The following is a 16,084-nucleotide window of genomic DNA, read 5'->3' on the forward strand; positions in this document are numbered from 1 at the left end:
CGCACATACTTAAGGACTTCCCATGCTCGCAAAATGCCCGAACGCCGTGAGATTGCTGCGATTAAGGGGAATTGGCAAGCAAAAGTTTTTTAACGTGTTATCGAAAGCACATTCAGGTCGACTATCCTATTTGCGTCAACACGCAAAATTTCGCTCACAGTCCACGTATGATTAAGGTTTTGTATTGCTTGCAATATAAGTTGAGAGCAGTTTTTCCCAAAAATGCAATGATAGCGCGTCCTGAACGGCGCGCTAAATTTTTTCCAGAATTGCCGTCCAACCCGGAAAAAGCCATACCTCAGGCGGGCTGGCTGCGCCTCTTTCCGACTTCCGGTACCAATTCGACCACAAGCATAGCGATAAACATCAGCGCACAGCCTGCATAGCCGAGCGGCGGCATCGTCTCTCCAAGCAGCAGGGCGCCGAGTGCCGAGCCGAAGAGCGCTTCGGAGGAGAGGAAGATGGCGGCTTGCGACGGCGTGGTGTAGCGCTGACCGATCACCTGCAGCACGAAAGCGACGCCCGAAGAGAAGACGCCGACATAGAGGATCTCCGGTGCCGCGCCCAAGATCGCCTCCATGCTGATAGGCTCGAAAATTGCGGCCACGAAGAGCGCGGCGACCGCCGTCACGGCGAATTGGGCTGCCGACAGCGTAAGCGGCCTTCCCGTCTCGGAGACCGTCGTGCCGGCGAGCGTGATCTGTATCGCCCAGAACGCGGCACAGACGACTGTCAGGCCGTTGCCCGTGGTCAGCGCGGAAAGATGCCCGCCGGACAGCATGTAGATACCGGCGACGGCCATGATGGCAGCCGGCCAGATGATCCAGTGCGGCGGTCGGCGCAGGAAGGCGACTGCGATCAGCGGCACGAAGACAACATAGAGCCCGGTGATGAAGCTGGAGTTCGTCACGGTCGTCGTCTGAAGCCCAATCTGTTGCGTCGAAGCGCCGCCGAAAAGGGCAAGGCCGATCAAGATATAACGCCACAGATGGCGGCGTGTCGTCTTGACACTGGTCTTGCGCAGTTCAAGGAAGAGAAAAGGCAGGACGGCGACGGTCGCGACTGCAAAACGCAATCCTATGAACCAGAACGGACCGATTGCCTTCATGGCCGTCGACTGCGCGACGAAACCGCCGCCCCAGATGGCGGCAGCAAGCAATAGAAGGAGGTTCGCCTGGACGCGCGTCATATCAGTCCTCGATGTGGGGCAAGCTGTATCGCGGACGGTTACCAGTTGCATTTCGTTTCGACAAGGGCGAAGAAGGGCTCGTTCCGAGTGCCGAGATTGCGTGCATGGCCGAAAGAATGACCGCCGGTTACTCCGGAACTCCGCTTGCCAAAAAGCTCGGCCTGAGGGACGGGCAGGCGGCCTTGCTGATCGGCGTGCCCGACACGTTCGGCGAGATCCGCGGGTTTGCCGGCTTCTCGCGCGTTGATGATGCGCTGCCCGAAGACGGCACATGTTTTGACTACATACATGTCTTCGAAGCCAAGCGAGTTGCCCTGGAAGGCATGGCGGGTCACCTTTTGAGGGCCTTGAAGCCTGACGGCATGCTTTGGATATCCTGGCCGAAGGAGGCAGCACGCCTGCCGACGACGATAACTGAGGATGTGCTGCGGGAAATCCTGCTTCCGACCGGTCTCGTGGACGTCAGGGTCTGTTCCTTCGATGCCGTCTGGTCCGGCCTGAAATTCATGATCCGCAAGGAACTGCGCAGTGCCTATCCGTTCTGGCGGTCGGAGCGCGAGACACGCAGCAGTGCGCCATCGGCCTCGTCCGTGACTATCAAGAGCGCACCGTCCGGTGCAACGATAACATCCCGCAGGCGGCCGTAATCGCCCTCGAAAATCTGCTCCCCTTCAACGAAGGTACCGTTTTTATCGCGCTGCATGCGGGAGAGCAGTTGAAATTTGAGCGCTGCGACAAGGAAGTCGCCGTCCCACTCCGGAAACATTTTGCCGCGATAGATCGCGAGCGCGCCTGGCGCGATCGACGGATCCCAATAATGCAGCGGCTGTTCCAGTCCTTTCTTGGCCGTGCCTTCGCCGATCTTTGAACCGGAGTAATTGCGTCCATAGCTGATGATCGGCCAGCCGTAGTTCTTGCCGGGTTCAATGACATTGATTTCGTCGCCGCCGCGCGCGCCGTGCTCGACGGTGTAGAGTTTGCCGTCGGCAATGTCGAAGGTGATGCCCTGCGGGTTGCGATGGCCTTTCGACCAAATTTCCGGCAGCGCCTTTCCGCTGTCCTTGAACGGGTTGTCCGCAGGGATGCTGCCATCGGCATTGATATGCACGATCGAGCCGGCATCATCCTTCCAGTCCTGCGAGCGATTGCGGTTGCCGCGGTCGCCGATGCTGATAAAGAGACTACCGTCGCCCGCGATGGCAATGCGCGATCCGTATTGGATACTGCCGCCGGTGAACTGCTTCATCGTGAAGATCGTCTTCACGTTCTCGAGTTTGCTGCCGTCGGTGGCAAGCGTGGCGCTGAAGGCTTCGGTTCCCGAGCCTCTTCGATTGGCGGTCGATGCCGTGAAATAGATCGTGCGGCTCGTCGCAAAATCCGGCGCAAGTGCCACGTCCATCAAACCGCCCTGGCCACGGGCGCGGACGTCCGGCACGCCTCCGATCGGATCTGAAAGCGTGCCGTCCCTGACTATCCGCATCCGCCCAGGCCGTTCGGTCACCACATAGGCGCCGTCAGGCAGCACTTCCACAGCCCAGGGATGCTCCAGCCCTTCCGCCAGGGTTTCGACGCTGACTGCGACCTTTTCGGTCTCGACCCTGTCTGCCGCCGCGGCAAAGCCGGGTGCGAGGACCGGCGCGCCGAAAAGCAGCGAAGCGGCGAATGTTCTGGCGCTAGTCATGTGACGTTTCCCGTCGCTTTCATCCGCTTTCAACGTGGAGCGGAGGGCAGGGCGCTTCAACCTTATTGCGGCGCGGATAACGGCTTTGTGTTTTGAGGTTGAATGGAGGCGGTCGGCGTCGTGTCCACCAGCTCGGGTCCCGCGAAGGCGCGCTGCAGCAGGATCTGCGCGACGGCAGCCTTTCCCTTGATGTAGAAGCCGTCGCTCATCAGCGCGATACCATAAAGGGCAAGCCCGGCAATGCCGAGCGCAATCATCCGCTCGACCGTCGAAAAGCGCGAGAAAAGGAAGCCTTTCTCACGCTGCTTCGGCCCATCATGGGCTGCGGCTGCCGCGGTCGCCATGGCCAGTTCGAGGTAGGAGGGAAGCGGTTCGAACCCGTACGCATCCTGATGCCGGTTTCCGTTGCGGGGACTTGACATCATTACCGGGTCCTCGTGGTTATTAGGCGCTTGATACGGCGGCGCCATACTGCAAGTGCGCCCGCAGCGGTCAGGGCGAAAAGCAGCATGGTCAGCCCGCGCATGATCTGCCCGTCGGCGTGCGTCGTCCGCAGCGGCTTCGCCGAAGCCGCAGGCCGAGCGATCGCTTCGGTTGCTGCCGGCACCGGCGCGGCGACGGAGCCGGTTGTTTGCTCGGTCTTCGGCAACTGCGGCATCCCGTCGGCGCGAGCTGTCGAAATGACCCCGAATGCCATCATCGTCGAAGCGGCGACAACGCCTGCTGCAATCAAAAAAGAAAGCGAAACCCGGCGGGCGCGAAGCCGCGCTGCGGCTCGCTCGTCCTCCAGAAACATTGGCATACCCTCAACAACCAATTACGGAGCGCTAAAGATGAGGCTTAGATCCCGGCAGGCTCGCGACCGAATTGCGGCATGCCGTGTCATTTGTTGCGGCATAATCATGGCGAAGGCCGAATCCGGCGAAGTTTTTGATTCCAGGGATGAAATCCGCATCTCTTCAGAGAATGATTCAAGTTCTTCGCAAAGTGATTCATACTTCGGCCGCCGCGCCCGGCAATTGATCAATAAGAATCATTGGCACCATCACGCCTTTGCGCTTGAAATGCCGCCGCACATTGGACATAGAGCTAACCGCAGAACTCCGGTCCCGGCCTTCTGCCCGTTTCAACCGTATAGGACCGATATCATGGCCTTTCTTGCCGATGCTCTTTCCCGTGTGAAGCCTTCAGCCACCATCGCCGTCTCCCAGAAAGCGCGTGAGCTGAAAGCAAAGGGGCGCGATGTGATCGGCCTCGGCGCCGGCGAGCCGGACTTCGATACGCCGGACAATATCAAGAAGGCCGCCATCGACGCGATCAATCGCGGCGAGACGAAGTACACGCCGGTTTCCGGCATCCCGGAACTGCGCAAGGCGATCGCCGCGAAGTTCAAGCGCGAGAACGGCCTGGAATATTCCTGGGAGCAGACGATCGTCGGCACCGGCGGCAAGCAGATCCTGTTCAACGCCTTCATGGCGACGCTGAATCCGGGCGATGAAGTCGTCATTCCGGCTCCCTACTGGGTGTCCTACCCGGAGATGGTGGCGCTTTGCGGCGGCACACCTGCAATCGTCTCGACCACGCAGGAAAACAACTTCAAGCTCCAGCCAGCCGATCTCGACAAGGCGATCACGCCGAAGACCAAGTGGTTCGTCTTCAACTCGCCGTCGAACCCGTCAGGCGCCGCCTATACGCATGCCGAACTCAAGGCTCTGACCGACGTGCTGCTCAAGCATCCGCATGTCTGGGTGCTGACCGACGACATGTACGAGCACCTGACCTATGGCGACTTCAAGTTCGTCACGCCGGTCGAAGTCGAGCCGAAGCTCTACGACCGCACGCTGACGATGAACGGGGTCTCCAAGGCCTATGCGATGACCGGCTGGCGCATCGGCTACGCGGCCGGCCCGCTTGAGCTCATCAAGGCGATGGACATGGTCCAGGGGCAGCAGACCTCGGGTGCGACGTCGATTGCCCAGTGGGCCGCCGTCGAGGCGCTGAACGGGACGCAGGATTTCATCCCGGCGAACAAGAAGATCTTCGAAGGCCGCCGCGATCTGGTGGTTTCTATGCTGAACCAGGCCAAAGGCATCACCTGCCCGTCACCGGAGGGCGCCTTCTACGTCTACCCGTCCTGCGCCGGCCTGATCGGCAAAACCGCGCCTTCGGGCAAGGCCATCGAGACCGACGAAGATTTCGTTTCTGAGCTGCTCGAAAGTGAAGGCGTCGCCGTCGTGCACGGCTCGGCCTTCGGCCTCGGCCCGAACTTCCGCATTTCCTATGCGACCTCGGAAGCTCTGCTCGAGGAAGCCTGCAAGCGCATCCAGCGCTTCTGCGCCGCCTGCAAGTAAGGCAGTTGGCAGAATTGAAGAAAGGCCCGTCAGCGATGGCGGGCCTTTCCCTTTTCATTCGATCGTTGACGGTGTGGCTGTGCGTGCATTTGATGGATGCAAACCTCGATCCGCAATCCCGAGAACGGCCAGACTGAGCTTGCCCGTGAGGTCGAGGAAGGGAACACGATTGTCGTAACGCGAAACGACCGTCCGGTCTTCGATCTCGTCCCGCATAAGACGCGCGGCGGTGAGCCTTGATCCGGCCGAAGCCCACAAGGGGCATGACGAGGGCGGAGATGTTCATCCGACGACTTCGATGATCCCCTGCCAGAGGCGATCCCTTCGACCGCCTTCTGCTCGCCCAATGGCAAGTCGAAGGACTGCAGCTTGTGACGATCGACTGGGCTCTGGCAGGTTATCCGCCGGCCCTGAAATTCTGATTCGGTTCTTCGACAGCCGATGATCTTCCCCATCAGGCAGTGCGACTGCGGGGCGAATTTGCAGTCTTGTGCATTTAATGGAATACTGCCGATATTGGTCAGCCGGAAGCAATCGCGGCGTGCCTCGTAATTCTCGCCTTGCCGCGCGCGATGGAACCGGATGCAGTCCGGCGACCTTCGGCTGATTGCCGACAGATCGGGTAACGAGAAAAGAGGAGAGGTGCATGATCAAGGTGGTTTACGAGGTCGTTCCCCATGACGGCGGCTGGGCCTACCGGCTGGGAGAAGTCTATTCCGAAGCATTCCCGTCGCATGCCGAAGCGCTGGAGGCAGCCCGCATCGTCGCGGCCGAACAGCAGGTCGGCGGCGATTCCGCCGAGATCAGCTGGCAGGACGAGAAAGGCAAATGGCATGAGGAATATGCCGAAGGCGGCGACCGGCCGGAGACGGAAGTCGTCGATACCAAATGGAAGGGTGGCGGTTCCGCCGATGTCTCTCCGCGTGCCTGAGCCGAGCGCCCGTTCGACGACCATGTTGATGAAGCCGCTTTTCCGCGGCATTCAAGCGCAGGCTCTTGCGCGTGGCACGATCTGCCGCATGAAGAAACCATCCTCTGACCTTTATTGAAGGAAGCCGCTAGGCTTGCCGCAACTCCGCCAGAGCGATGCGCGCGACGGCAAGCGGGCTCTCTGCCGACGTATTCATATTGTCGCCGAGGAACCAAGCCGCCGACAGGCCGGAATAGGCAGCAATCCATTGCAGCAGGCGTCTGGGCTCCATGCCGGTTTCGGCACAAACGATCCGGAGCTGGCGCTGGAGGCGCCCCGGCACACTGATGGCCGGAAGGTCTTCATTGGCGAAAGTATTGGCATAGTCGATGCCGCGTTCGCCGATCAGGCCCTTCGGGTCGATCGCAAGCCACCCGTCTTCTTCGAAATCGAGAATGTTGCTGTGGTGAATGTCGCCGTGCAGCACGACCGGATCGCGCGGATCGCAAAGCAGCGCCTCGGCGATAGCACCGCATTCGGGAAGAATGCCGCCATAAGCTCTCGCTGCAGGCGCCAGTTCCCGGAACCAGCGGCGCAGCGGAATGAGGCCGGGCAGGGGCTTTTGCCGCGGTGCGTGCAGTCTTTCGACGGTGCGGCAGATGATCCGGCTTGCCTCATCGTCTTCGCCATCCATCGCCATCTTCAGCAGAGAGCGACCGCCCGTCGCCCGTTCGAGCAGAACAGCTTCGTCATCATGAGCATAGACCTTGGCGGCACCGGCGCCGTCCCACCAGTGCATCAACGCACCGCCGGCCCTTTCGGCCTCGTCACGAGACTTCTTGAGCATTGCCGGTTTGCCGTTCCAAAGGACGGGCAGGAGGTGACTGGAATGGGTGATGATCGGTTCGCCGTCGGGCGCCAGCGACCAGCGGTCGAGATGGGATTCGAACATGGCCGCATTCTAACGGCAGGAGTTGAAAAAGAAATCCCGCGCAAGGCGGGATTTCGTCCGGTACGTCTGAAGGTCAGGCGACCTTTTCGAGCAGTGGATAGTCGATGTAGCCCTTTGCCCCGCCGCCATAGAAGGTGGCCTGGTCCGGCGTGTTCAGCGGCAGGTTCTTCTGCAGGCGTTCGACCAGATCCGGATTGGCGATGAAGGGCTTGCCGAAGGCGACCAGGTCGGCGCGGCCGCTTTCGACGGCATCGATTGCCATCCGACGGTCGTAGCCGTTGTTGACCATCCAGTTTGCATGCCCGCCCGCCTTTTCATAAGCCTGGCGCAGATCCTTGTAGTCGAAGGGTGGATTTGTCCCCTGCGTGTAGTCGCGCTCGCCGCCCGTCTGGCCCTCGATAACGTGGACATAGGCGAGGTCATATCTGGCGAGGCCTTCGACGACATAGGTGAAAAGCGCCTGCGGATCCGAATCATAGCTTTCGCCCGAGGGTGTGACCGGCGAAATACGGATCGCCGTGCGGCCGGCACCGATCTCCCGGGTCACGGCATCGACCACCTCGAAGGTGAAGCGAGCGCGGTTTTCGATCGAGCCGCCATACTGGTCGGTGCGGTCGTTGATACCATCGCGCAGGAATTGGTCGAGCAGGTAGCCGTTTGCGCCGTGGATTTCGACGCCGTCGAAGCCTGCGTCGATCGCAGCGCGCGCTGCCTTGCGATAATCCTCGATGATGCCGGGAATTTCAGACGTCTCGAGCGCACGCGGCTCGGAGGTCTCCGCGAAGCTGCCGGTGCCATCGGCGTTGACCAGATAGGTCTTCGCCGTCGCGACTTTATTGGTTGAGGAGACAGGTTTGCCGCCGTTCGGCTGCAGCGTGGTGTGCGATATGCGACCGACATGCCACATCTGCACGACGATTTTGCCGCCGCCTGCATGCACGGCATCCGTCACGCGCTTCCAGCCATCGAGGGCTTCCTTCTTGTAGAGGCCGGGAACGTCGGCGTAACCTTGGCCCTGGTGTGTGATGGCCGTTGCCTCGGTGATGATGAGACCGGCTGTGGCACGCTGGCGATAATATTCGACGTTCAGATCGTTCGGGATCGCGCCGGGCGAGCGGTTGCGGGTCAGCGGTGCCATGACGATGCGGTTCCTGACGGCAATGTCGCCAATCTGCGCGGGTTCGAGAAGCTTGTTCATGGAAGTCCTTTCCTGTTCTGGCGGGAGGATCACTCCGCCATGGCGGGGCAACTCGACCCGGCGGAGAGATGGGCAAGTGCGGTGGCGACGAGGCCGATCAGGCTGTCACAGATCCTGGCTTAGTTGCTTGAGGAAGGCAGCGATCGTTTCTTCGTTGCGCTTGTAGAAAACCCATTGGCCGACGCGCCTGGTCGTGACGAGGCCGGCGCGGCTCAATGTTGCGAGATGAGCGGATACGGTCGATTGCGAAAGGCCGCAGCGCTCGAACTGGCTGGCACAGACACCCATTTCCAAAGGGTGCTCCTGGGAGGAGAAGTGCTCCTTCGGATCTTTCAGCCAATTGAGGATTTCCACCCGCATCGGATGGGAAAGCGCTTTCAGGACTTCATCTCTATCCATCGTCTCGTGCCGAACTATAAATCGAATTCTTTCGATATATGGATCGTCGTTTTTCGATATGCAAATCACGAGCACGTGAGCTGTTTGGTTTTGATGAACGCCTAAATTTTAAGCAAAAAAAAGGGCCACCGAAAGCTCGGGGCCCTTAAGGTGTGAAGGTCAAAAAACCTCCAGAGGGGAACAGCTAATGCGGTGGCACTGGGAGAGAAGCCACCGAAGTGCATCAGCTATGTGCGATATGGTGCTTTCTTGGGCGGCTTTCAATGCATTATTATGCATGCCTGCCATGCGCTGCACAAATTATGTTGCGATGCAGCGATTCTGGGCAAAAAAAGAGGGCCGCCGAAAGTTCGGGGCCCTTTAAGGTGTGAAGGTCAAAAACCTCCAGAGGGGAACAGCTAATGCGGTGGAACTGGGAGGAAAAGCCACCGTGTGCATCAGCTGAGTGCGATATGGTGTTTAATTGAGCAAACGGCAACCCTCTTTTGTGCATGCCAGTCATGCGTTGGTTGCATGGTCTGCATTTTAGTGAACAAAAACGGGAATCAGAAGTTCCAGTTTCTCGCCTTGCTGACGATAAAATCGCGGAATGCCTTCAGCTTTGCGGCATTCTTGATTTCGTCCGGATAGCAGAAATAGGTGTCGAACGAGGGCACGTCGGCGTTGATCGCTAGCTGGATGAGGCCCGGATCGCGTCCGACGATGTAATCCGGCATGCAGGCGACGCCGATGCCAAGCAGGCAGGCGCGCTTGATCGAGGTCTGGCTGTTGATCTGCAGATGCGGAATCCGCTTGTTGTCCGAAGAGCGGCCGGCAATCTCCAGCCAGTTTACGTCCAGCAGATAGCTGGGGGCGGGCTCGCCGAAGGTGATGATGCGGTGATTGTCCAGATCCTCGACCGACTGAGGCTCGCCGTAGCGGTTAATATAGGAGGGGGCGGCATAGACGTGCATATGCACGGTGAAGAGCTTGCGCTGAATGAGATCGGACTGCTGCGGTTGGCGCAGGCGGATGGCGCAATCTGCGTGACGCATGTTCACGTCCAGTTCCTCGTTGTCGAGAATGAGCTGGATCTGGACGTCCGGATAGAGCTGCATGAACTCCTGGATCTTGTCCGTCAGCCAGCCCTGTCCGAGGCCGACGGTGGTGGTCACCCGCAGCTTGCCGCTGGGCGTTTCCGTCGTTTCCGTGAGCTGCATCTTCACCGTCTCGAGCTTCAGCAGCACATCATGGGCGGTGCGATAGAGCAGTTCGCCCTGTTCCGTCAGAATCAGGCCGCGGGCATGGCGGTGGAAGAGTTTGGTGCCGACGTCCTGCTCCAGCGCGCTCACCTGGCGGCTGATCGCGGATTGGGAGAGATGCAGCTTGTCGGCCGCATGCGTGAACGATCCGGCCTCGGCAGCCGCGTGAAAAATACGCAGCTTGTCCCAATCCAATGGCATCCCCCCACCCCTCATAGCCGATCTTACTCCGCGGCCACGGCGACGGGCATGTGGCCCGTGAGATAACGCTCGGCTTCGAGGGCGGCCATGCATCCCAGGCCGGCGGCGGTGACCGCCTGCCGGAAGGTATCGTCCGTCACGTCACCCGCAGCATAGATACCCTCTATGTTGGTTGCAGTCGAATCCGGAGCGGTCCAGAGATAGCCGTTGTCCTTGAGCTTGAGCTTGCCCTTGAAAAGTTCGGTTGCCGGCGCATGGCCGATCGCCACGAAGACGCCATCGACCGAAACGTCGCTGATGGCGCCGGTGCGGGTATCGCGCAAGCGCGCGCCGGTAACGGAAGGCGGCATCGGCGGTTTCGCCGGCGTGCCGGTGATTTCGGCGACTTCGGTGTTCCAGAGAACCGTCACATTCTCCTTCGAGAAGAGGCGCTCCTGCAGGATCTTTTCGGCGCGGAACGCATCGCGGCGATGCACGACCGTCACCGACTTCGCGATGTTGGAAAGATAAAGGGCTTCCTCGACGGCGCTGTTGCCGCCGCCAACGACGATTACGTCCTTGTTACGATAGAAGAAGCCATCGCAGGTGGCGCAGGCTGAAACGCCAAAGCCCTGGAAATGCTGTTCGCTTTCGATGCCGAGCCATTTTGCCTTGGCGCCGGTCGCGATGATCAGTGTATCGGCGGTCCAGACCTGGCCGCTGTCGGTGCGGGCGACGAAGGGCCGCTGGTTCATCTCGACCTCGGTGACGATGTCGCTGACGATCTCTGCGCCGACATGCTTGGCCTGCTGCAGCATCTGGTCCATCAGCCACGGGCCCTGGATCGGATCGGCAAAGCCCGGATAGTTCTCGACGTCCGTCGTGATCATCAACTGCCCGCCTTGCTCCATCCCGGCGATCAGCACCGGCTTCAGCATTGCGCGTGCCGCATAGACTGCGGCCGTATAGCCCGCGGGACCGGAGCCGATGATGAGAACTTTAGTGTGTCGGGCAGTCATGGTCCGGATCCTTTGGTGGCAGGCATCCTGTCGAAGCCGTGCGAGATATCGTAATAAACGCTTTTGTATAGTCTAGGGATGAACCAAGCTACCTTTCAAGGGGACAGCATGGAATACGCACAAGTGCTTGCGTTATTATCATGGGCTATTCGCAGATGTTTTTGTTGGTTCGACCCCGACGCCCTCGTTTTCGCTGGCTGATGCTGTTATCGACCATTTCATCGACACCGCTACAACAGAGAGCCAGCAATGGGCAAGCGCCGATCACCATTTCCGTTGAAGGATCCGCGAGCGAGTACCAAGAGATATTGAAAACAGTGTCTGACGAAAGGCGGTATCGATTTTGTCTATGATGGATCTCTGACCTATTCTTCTCCCGGCCAATCAGTTGAGTGCGGCTCAACATCCCAGATTTGGGCATCGGATCAGATGAAGAAGCCTTAAGGATCGAGGTGCATATAGGGCCGCTTTCGCGCTATTCCTGCCTCGCTAGAGGCTTGCTGTTGCCGAGGTCACTGCATCTCGGCAGCAACACGATTATAAAGCAAGGCGGTTCGGGAGACGCTTAACGAGGACGATGTATGGATTGGCGCGGGTGCTAAGATACTGTGTGGTTTGCACCTATCGAAGGCTTCATTATAGGCGTGCATGCCCTCGTCAAGGGCAAGTTCGAACCTCAACTGAATATACTTTGGCAGCGAAGCGCGGCGTTTGAAGTTGTCGCGGGCAATAATAGGAAGCGGCCTGCAAACGGCCGATCGAAAAGAAACAGGAAGCTCTACCATGGTGATGCGCGTCGAACTTGATGCAATAGATATGAAGATTCTGCGCGAGCTCCAGAATGATGGCCGGATGACGAATGTCGAACTTGCCGAGCGGGTCGGTATATCGGCGCCGCCGTGTCTGAGGCGGGTGCGTAAGCTGGAAGAATCCGGCTTCATCCGTGGCTATCGGGCGCTTTTGAATGCGCCGGCGCTCGGTTATGATCTGGTGGCCTTCTGTATGGTCGGCCTGAAACACCAGTCGGATGCCAATCTGAAGGCATTTGCGAAGCAGACAGCCAATTGGCCGCTCGTGCGAGAGGCCTGGATGGTGTCGGGCGAATCCGATTTTCTCTTGCAGTGCGTCGCTGAGAACCTTGCGGGCTTTCAGGATTTCGTGATCGAAGAGCTTACGGCCACGGAGAATGTGGATACCGTGCGGACGATGTTGACCATCCGACAGGTAAAGGATGTCTCTCTGGTAGATATTTAGACATACTGGCGCGCGGTATCTCCGATTGTCGAGAGGAACTGGGCTGGACGCGCGGCGTCGAGGTCACTTCCAATTTCACGAATACGGGTGCGCCTCGCGCCGGTCGATCGGGCCCGCGCTGAAGACACCGGAAGATGCACCTGTCGTCATGTCCATGGGTCGCTTTGTTCCGCGCAAGGAGTTCGCTTTGCTGACGCCTGCCATTGCCAAGCTGCCGGGCGTGGACGGCGAGGAGCGAAAGAATGTCGAGAAGGTTGCGGCCGATCTCGGCATTGTCGATCGTGTCCGCTTCCTTGGCTGGCAGAAGGGTGCGCGGCTTTCGCGGCCGACGTCGACATCTTCGTGATGCCTGTCGAACCATGAGCTGCTCGGCAAGGCTATCCTCGAAGCTGGGCGCAGCACAGCCGGTGGTCTCGAGCCGATCGGAGGGGCCGAGCTGCGCGAACGGTCTCTTTGCCGAAATCGGCGATGTCGATGGTTTCGCGAAGGCGATCGAGCGGCTGATTCAATGATCCTGTCCTCGCCGCCAAGCTGGCGGCGGGCGGCAACGCGACGCTGATAAGCCGGTTCTCGGAAGATGCGGTCGCCAGTGCCTATCTCGAACGTTTCAAGCGCAAGCCGTAATCGATAGAATTGACCGCTACCGCCGTAGAAGATCCTCATAGACGGCCTTCAACGCCGTCGCTTCGCCTTCCAGCGCAAAATTCGCCCGCACATGCGCGAGCGCAATCTCGCCACGGGCGAGCGTCCTTTGTGGATCGGCGAGATAGGGGGCGATTGCCTTCGTGAGAGCTTCGCCATCGCCGGCCGGAACGACGCTTCCGTTCGTCCCGTCCTCGATCATTTCGGCATAGGCTCCGGCGTCCGATGTCACAACCGCAGTCTTCGAGGCCATAGCTTCGAGAGGCGTCAGCCCGAAACCTTCATTTCGGGAAGGGGCAACATATAGGGTCAGGCGGCGATACCAGACCTTGATGTCTGGCACTTCGCCCAGAAAGACGATCCGATCGGCAAGGCCGGCGGCGGCGATATCGGCCTTCAGCTTGTCGGCGAAAGCTCCATGCTCTGCCGTTACCCGGCCGGAGATCACCGCCGTCCAATCCGGATGTTGCGGCAGCAGATCGATCATCGACCGAACGAAAAGGTCGGTGCCTTTCTGATGCCGGATGCGGCCGAAGCAGCCGACGAGATACCTGCCGGGCAGGCCGGTGGCCTCTATGGTGTCCTCGGCGGTCTGGGGTGGATGGAAAAGTTCCAGATCGACGCCGTGGCGGATCACAATATACGGCACCTGGAGGAAAGAACCGGATCGGGCATTGGTCGCGACGACCGCGTCCATCCGGCGGATAAGCCAGCGCGTGTAGGCGGTATGGCGGCGCTGGGCGGCCGACGTAAAAAGCAGCTTCAGCGGCATGCGCAACACGTGCCGCAGCACGATACCAGCGGCCATCTCGTTGTTGCGGCGTGCATGCCATACGCGCTGCCGGCGTCCGGCTGACGGACGCCATGCGCCAAGAAGCTGTCTCCACGTCAGCTTCGGTAGGTCTTTCGGTAAGCCGGGGCCGAGCGTCGCAATCTTGATGCCGAGTCTGACCTGGAGGGGGATCAGCTGAACGATCGTCGACGTGACGCCGGACAGGCGCTGCTTGAAGTTCGGTGCGATGATTTCGACGTCAGCAATATCGATCGCGGCCGGCTCGACCGTTTCCGCCACAGGCAATCAACCCCAGGAGATCGACAGGACTTCGTAGGCTTTCGAGCCGCCCGGTGCGATGACCTCGATGGAATCGCCGACTACCTTGCCGATCAGCGCGCGGGCGATCGGGGAGGAGATGGAAATGCGGCCGGCTTTTACGTCGGCTTCCTGATCGCCGACGATCTGGTAGGTCTTTTCTTCCTCGGTGTCCTCGTCGACGAGTTTGACCTTAGCGCCGAACTTGATCTTGTCGCCGGACATCTTCGCAAGGTCGATCACTTCGGCGCGCGCCGTCAGGTCTTCGAGCTCGCTGATGCGGCCCTCGTTGTGGCTCTGCGCTTCCTTGGCTGCGTGATATTCGGCGTTTTCGGAAAGATCGCCATGGGCACGGGCTTCGGCGATCGCTTCGATGATGCGCGGGCGCTCCTCCTGCTGACGCCAGCGCAGCTCTTCCTGCAGCTTGACGAAACCACCCTGTGTCATCGGAACCTTATCAACCATTTTCCTGTCCTTTGATCTTCGTGTCCTATAGTCAGGCAGCGACACAAAAGAAAACAGGTCCCGAAGGGGACTTCGGAACCGTGCAATAATCCTAATCGCCCGCTTATAGCAGATCGTTGCCGCCGATTTCCATAAAATTCGTAATGTGGCGCGCCCGGCTAACTGTCTCCTTGCAGCGCGCCGATCGCGTTGGTGAAGATGTGAGTCGGATCAAGCGCTTGGACAACTGATCGCAGAGAGTGATTCAAGCCGTTAAGAAACGAAGTCAGGATCTGCAGGCAGATTCGGCGGATTGTAGGGGCTGGCATTCATCCGTTCCTTGACCGAGATATGGATCAGCGCATCGTCCCGAATGAAGCGCAGGTCGCTCAACGGGAAATAGATCGCATTGCGGTTGCCGTGCTTGCGCCAGGAATTTTCCGGCACGCGCCGCGGAATGTATTCGAGGATTTTCCATCCGGCGGTCATGGATTCATGGAATGGAGCAGTGGCGTCCAGCGGCACATACTTCTTCCCGCCTTTTCCGAGCACGATGTCGTTGACGATGCGGGTGCGGTAGAGGAGCCCGGCCGGTTGCGTTTCCTGGATCATCCAGGCGAGGGGAATCTTGACTGCCCCGCTTTGCGCTTCCGGATAGCCGCCGCCGATATCGCCGTGGACGCCGGTGAACCATACTTCCCGGAAATTCTGCTTCGCCACCGGTGCCTTCGGCCGGAACGGGCGGCCCCAATATTCCTGGTCCCGCTCCCAGAGCTCTGGCTGGAACATGGTCCGCCGTTCATCTATGGCGACTGCGTGCCGTACCCATTCGACGCTCGGGTTCTTGCGGGTGAAAGGATGGGTCTTGAACTGCGGAAACCATTTCCCCGTTTCGATCACTGAGGTCACCGTATCGAAAAGACCAAGCAGCTTGATCGGCGGGCGGTCGTTTCTGAGCATGCGTTCGTAGAGACGCATGGCGGCGAAAGCAGAGGACGGATCCTCGCCATCATTCTCTGCAGCGCCGCCGGCTTTCTCTTCGTGCGCGGAAATTCCCTTATAGGTCCTGTAGGCATAATCGAGCAGGTTGAGATGATGCCGGCTTGTAAGGCCGAAGGCATGGATGAAACCCGCTAGCACCCGCGCCGAATAGGCGCCACGGCTGAAGCCGAAGATGTAGATGCGGTCGCGGTCGGAATGCCGCCGAGCGGCGTCGGGCGGGCCGCGATCGTAGTTTTCGACCAGGAAGCGGTAGGCTTCCTTGACGTTCTGGTCGAGGCCCCAGCCCGTCGCGAGCCCGAAAACCTCATAGGATTTGCGAAGCAGTCTCGACCAGGCATTGGCCGCGCCGAACGTGCCGACGCCTGGATCGTAGTAGACGATCTGCTCATCCGAGCGTTTCAAGGTGCCGAACAGTCTGACAATATTGGTCCGGTCGGCCGAAATCTCGTTCGATGTGCCATCGAAGAGAATGACGATGTTCTTTGCCATCAACCGCTCCGGATGTGCCGCCGCAACGGTAACATCCGGGAGG

Annotated in this window: 16 protein-coding genes and 3 pseudogenes; 7 read left to right on the plus strand and 12 right to left on the minus strand. The window is 59.6% G+C overall.

Going from position 1 to position 16,084, the window contains the following annotated elements; genetic code table 11:
• Nucleotides 1-298 precede the first annotated feature (298 nt).
• Nucleotides 299-1,189, minus strand: coding sequence for a DMT family transporter (locus ACZ9DP_RS21095; RefSeq protein WP_476203471.1), 891 nt, complete (start codon nt 1,187-1,189; stop codon nt 299-301).
• A 104-nt stretch (nt 1,190-1,293) separates the two neighbouring features.
• On the opposite strand from ACZ9DP_RS21095, the pseudogene ACZ9DP_RS21100 reads away from it, so the two are divergent.
• Nucleotides 1,294-1,722: pseudogene (locus ACZ9DP_RS21100) on the plus strand (DUF3052 domain-containing protein); the annotation flags it as partial.
• Here ACZ9DP_RS21100 and ACZ9DP_RS21105 read toward each other — a convergent pair.
• The 3 genes from ACZ9DP_RS21105 to ACZ9DP_RS21115 form a co-directional block, all read right to left on the minus strand.
• Entirely contained in the window at nt 1,722-2,870 is a 1,149-nt protein-coding gene (locus tag ACZ9DP_RS21105; RefSeq protein WP_074069021.1) for a PQQ-dependent sugar dehydrogenase, read from the minus strand. The pseudogene ACZ9DP_RS21100 and the gene ACZ9DP_RS21105 overlap by 1 nt on opposite strands.
• A 62-nt stretch (nt 2,871-2,932) precedes the next feature.
• Complete coding sequence (locus ACZ9DP_RS21110; RefSeq protein WP_074069020.1) at nt 2,933-3,295, minus strand: hypothetical protein; 363 nt, start codon at nt 3,293-3,295, stop codon at nt 2,933-2,935.
• Entirely contained in the window at nt 3,295-3,666 is a 372-nt protein-coding gene (locus ACZ9DP_RS21115) for a hypothetical protein (RefSeq protein ID WP_476203472.1), read from the minus strand. The genes ACZ9DP_RS21110 and ACZ9DP_RS21115 overlap by 1 nt, the downstream gene beginning before the upstream one ends.
• 352 nt (nt 3,667-4,018) lie before the next feature.
• Here ACZ9DP_RS21115 and ACZ9DP_RS21120 point away from each other — a divergent pair, with 352 nt between their 5' ends.
• The 4 genes and pseudogenes from ACZ9DP_RS21120 (at nt 4,019) to ACZ9DP_RS21135 (ending at nt 6,152) form a co-directional block, all read left to right on the plus strand.
• Entirely contained in the window at nt 4,019-5,221 is a 1,203-nt protein-coding gene (locus ACZ9DP_RS21120) for a pyridoxal phosphate-dependent aminotransferase (protein WP_476203473.1), read from the plus strand.
• A 96-nt stretch (nt 5,222-5,317) separates the two neighbouring features.
• Nucleotides 5,318-5,536 (plus strand): annotated as a pseudogene (locus tag ACZ9DP_RS21125) (type II toxin-antitoxin system Phd/YefM family antitoxin); the annotation flags it as partial.
• Nucleotides 5,527-5,643 (plus strand): annotated as a pseudogene (locus ACZ9DP_RS21130) (PIN domain nuclease); the annotation flags it as partial. The pseudogenes ACZ9DP_RS21125 and ACZ9DP_RS21130, both read left to right, overlap by 10 nt.
• 224 nt (nt 5,644-5,867) lie before the next feature.
• A complete protein-coding gene (locus ACZ9DP_RS21135; RefSeq protein WP_022714246.1) occupies nt 5,868-6,152 on the plus strand; it encodes a DUF2188 domain-containing protein in 285 nt (94 codons plus the stop codon).
• Nucleotides 6,153-6,279: 127 nt separating this feature from the next.
• Here ACZ9DP_RS21135 and ACZ9DP_RS21140 read toward each other — a convergent pair whose 3' ends face one another.
• The 5 genes from ACZ9DP_RS21140 to trxB all read right to left on the minus strand — a co-directional run bounded on the left by ACZ9DP_RS21140 (nt 6,280) and on the right by trxB (nt 11,120).
• On the minus strand, nt 6,280-7,083 hold the full coding sequence (locus tag ACZ9DP_RS21140; protein ID WP_476203474.1) for an aminoglycoside phosphotransferase family protein: 804 nt from the start codon (nt 7,081-7,083) through the stop codon (nt 6,280-6,282).
• Between the two features lie 73 nt (nt 7,084-7,156).
• Complete coding sequence (locus ACZ9DP_RS21145) at nt 7,157-8,281, minus strand: alkene reductase (RefSeq protein ID WP_476203475.1); 1,125 nt, start codon at nt 8,279-8,281, stop codon at nt 7,157-7,159.
• Nucleotides 8,282-8,386: 105 nt separating this feature from the next.
• Nucleotides 8,387-8,680 carry an ArsR/SmtB family transcription factor gene (locus tag ACZ9DP_RS21150; RefSeq protein ID WP_194727559.1) on the minus strand — a complete coding sequence of 98 codons (294 nt, stop codon included), beginning with the start codon at nt 8,678-8,680 and terminating at the stop codon, nt 8,387-8,389.
• Nucleotides 8,681-9,225: 545 nt separating this feature from the next.
• The gene (locus tag ACZ9DP_RS21155) at nt 9,226-10,122 is read right to left on the minus strand and encodes a LysR family transcriptional regulator VtlR (RefSeq protein ID WP_039845452.1); all 897 of its coding nucleotides are present in this window, start codon (nt 10,120-10,122) and stop codon (nt 9,226-9,228) included.
• A 23-nt stretch (nt 10,123-10,145) separates the two neighbouring features.
• On the minus strand, nt 10,146-11,120 hold the full coding sequence (trxB, locus tag ACZ9DP_RS21160; RefSeq protein WP_476203476.1) for a thioredoxin-disulfide reductase: 975 nt from the start codon (nt 11,118-11,120) through the stop codon (nt 10,146-10,148).
• A 783-nt stretch (nt 11,121-11,903) separates the two neighbouring features.
• Here trxB and ACZ9DP_RS21165 point away from each other — a divergent pair.
• Nucleotides 11,904-12,374 (plus strand): Lrp/AsnC family transcriptional regulator, encoded by a 471-nt coding sequence (locus ACZ9DP_RS21165; protein ID WP_022714252.1) that lies wholly within the window; start codon nt 11,904-11,906, stop codon nt 12,372-12,374.
• A gap of 187 nt (nt 12,375-12,561) precedes the next feature.
• Nucleotides 12,562-12,720 carry a hypothetical protein gene (locus ACZ9DP_RS21170; protein WP_476203477.1) on the plus strand — a complete coding sequence of 53 codons (159 nt, stop codon included), beginning with the start codon at nt 12,562-12,564 and terminating at the stop codon, nt 12,718-12,720.
• Nucleotides 12,721-13,014: 294 nt separating this feature from the next.
• Here the strand turns inward: ACZ9DP_RS21170 and ACZ9DP_RS21175 are convergent, their stop codons facing one another.
• The 3 genes from ACZ9DP_RS21175 to ACZ9DP_RS21185 form a co-directional block, all read right to left on the minus strand.
• The gene (locus tag ACZ9DP_RS21175) at nt 13,015-14,055 is read right to left on the minus strand and encodes a glycosyltransferase family 4 protein (protein ID WP_476205438.1); all 1,041 of its coding nucleotides are present in this window, start codon (nt 14,053-14,055) and stop codon (nt 13,015-13,017) included.
• 39 nt (nt 14,056-14,094) lie between these two features.
• The gene (gene greA, locus ACZ9DP_RS21180; protein ID WP_022714254.1) at nt 14,095-14,571 is read right to left on the minus strand and encodes a transcription elongation factor GreA; all 477 of its coding nucleotides are present in this window, start codon (nt 14,569-14,571) and stop codon (nt 14,095-14,097) included.
• 252 nt (nt 14,572-14,823) lie between these two features.
• Entirely contained in the window at nt 14,824-16,041 is a 1,218-nt protein-coding gene (locus ACZ9DP_RS21185; protein ID WP_476203478.1) for a T6SS phospholipase effector Tle1-like catalytic domain-containing protein, read from the minus strand.
• Nucleotides 16,042-16,084 lie beyond the last annotated feature (43 nt).

The organism is Rhizobium sp. USDA 4016, from assembly GCF_056279705.1.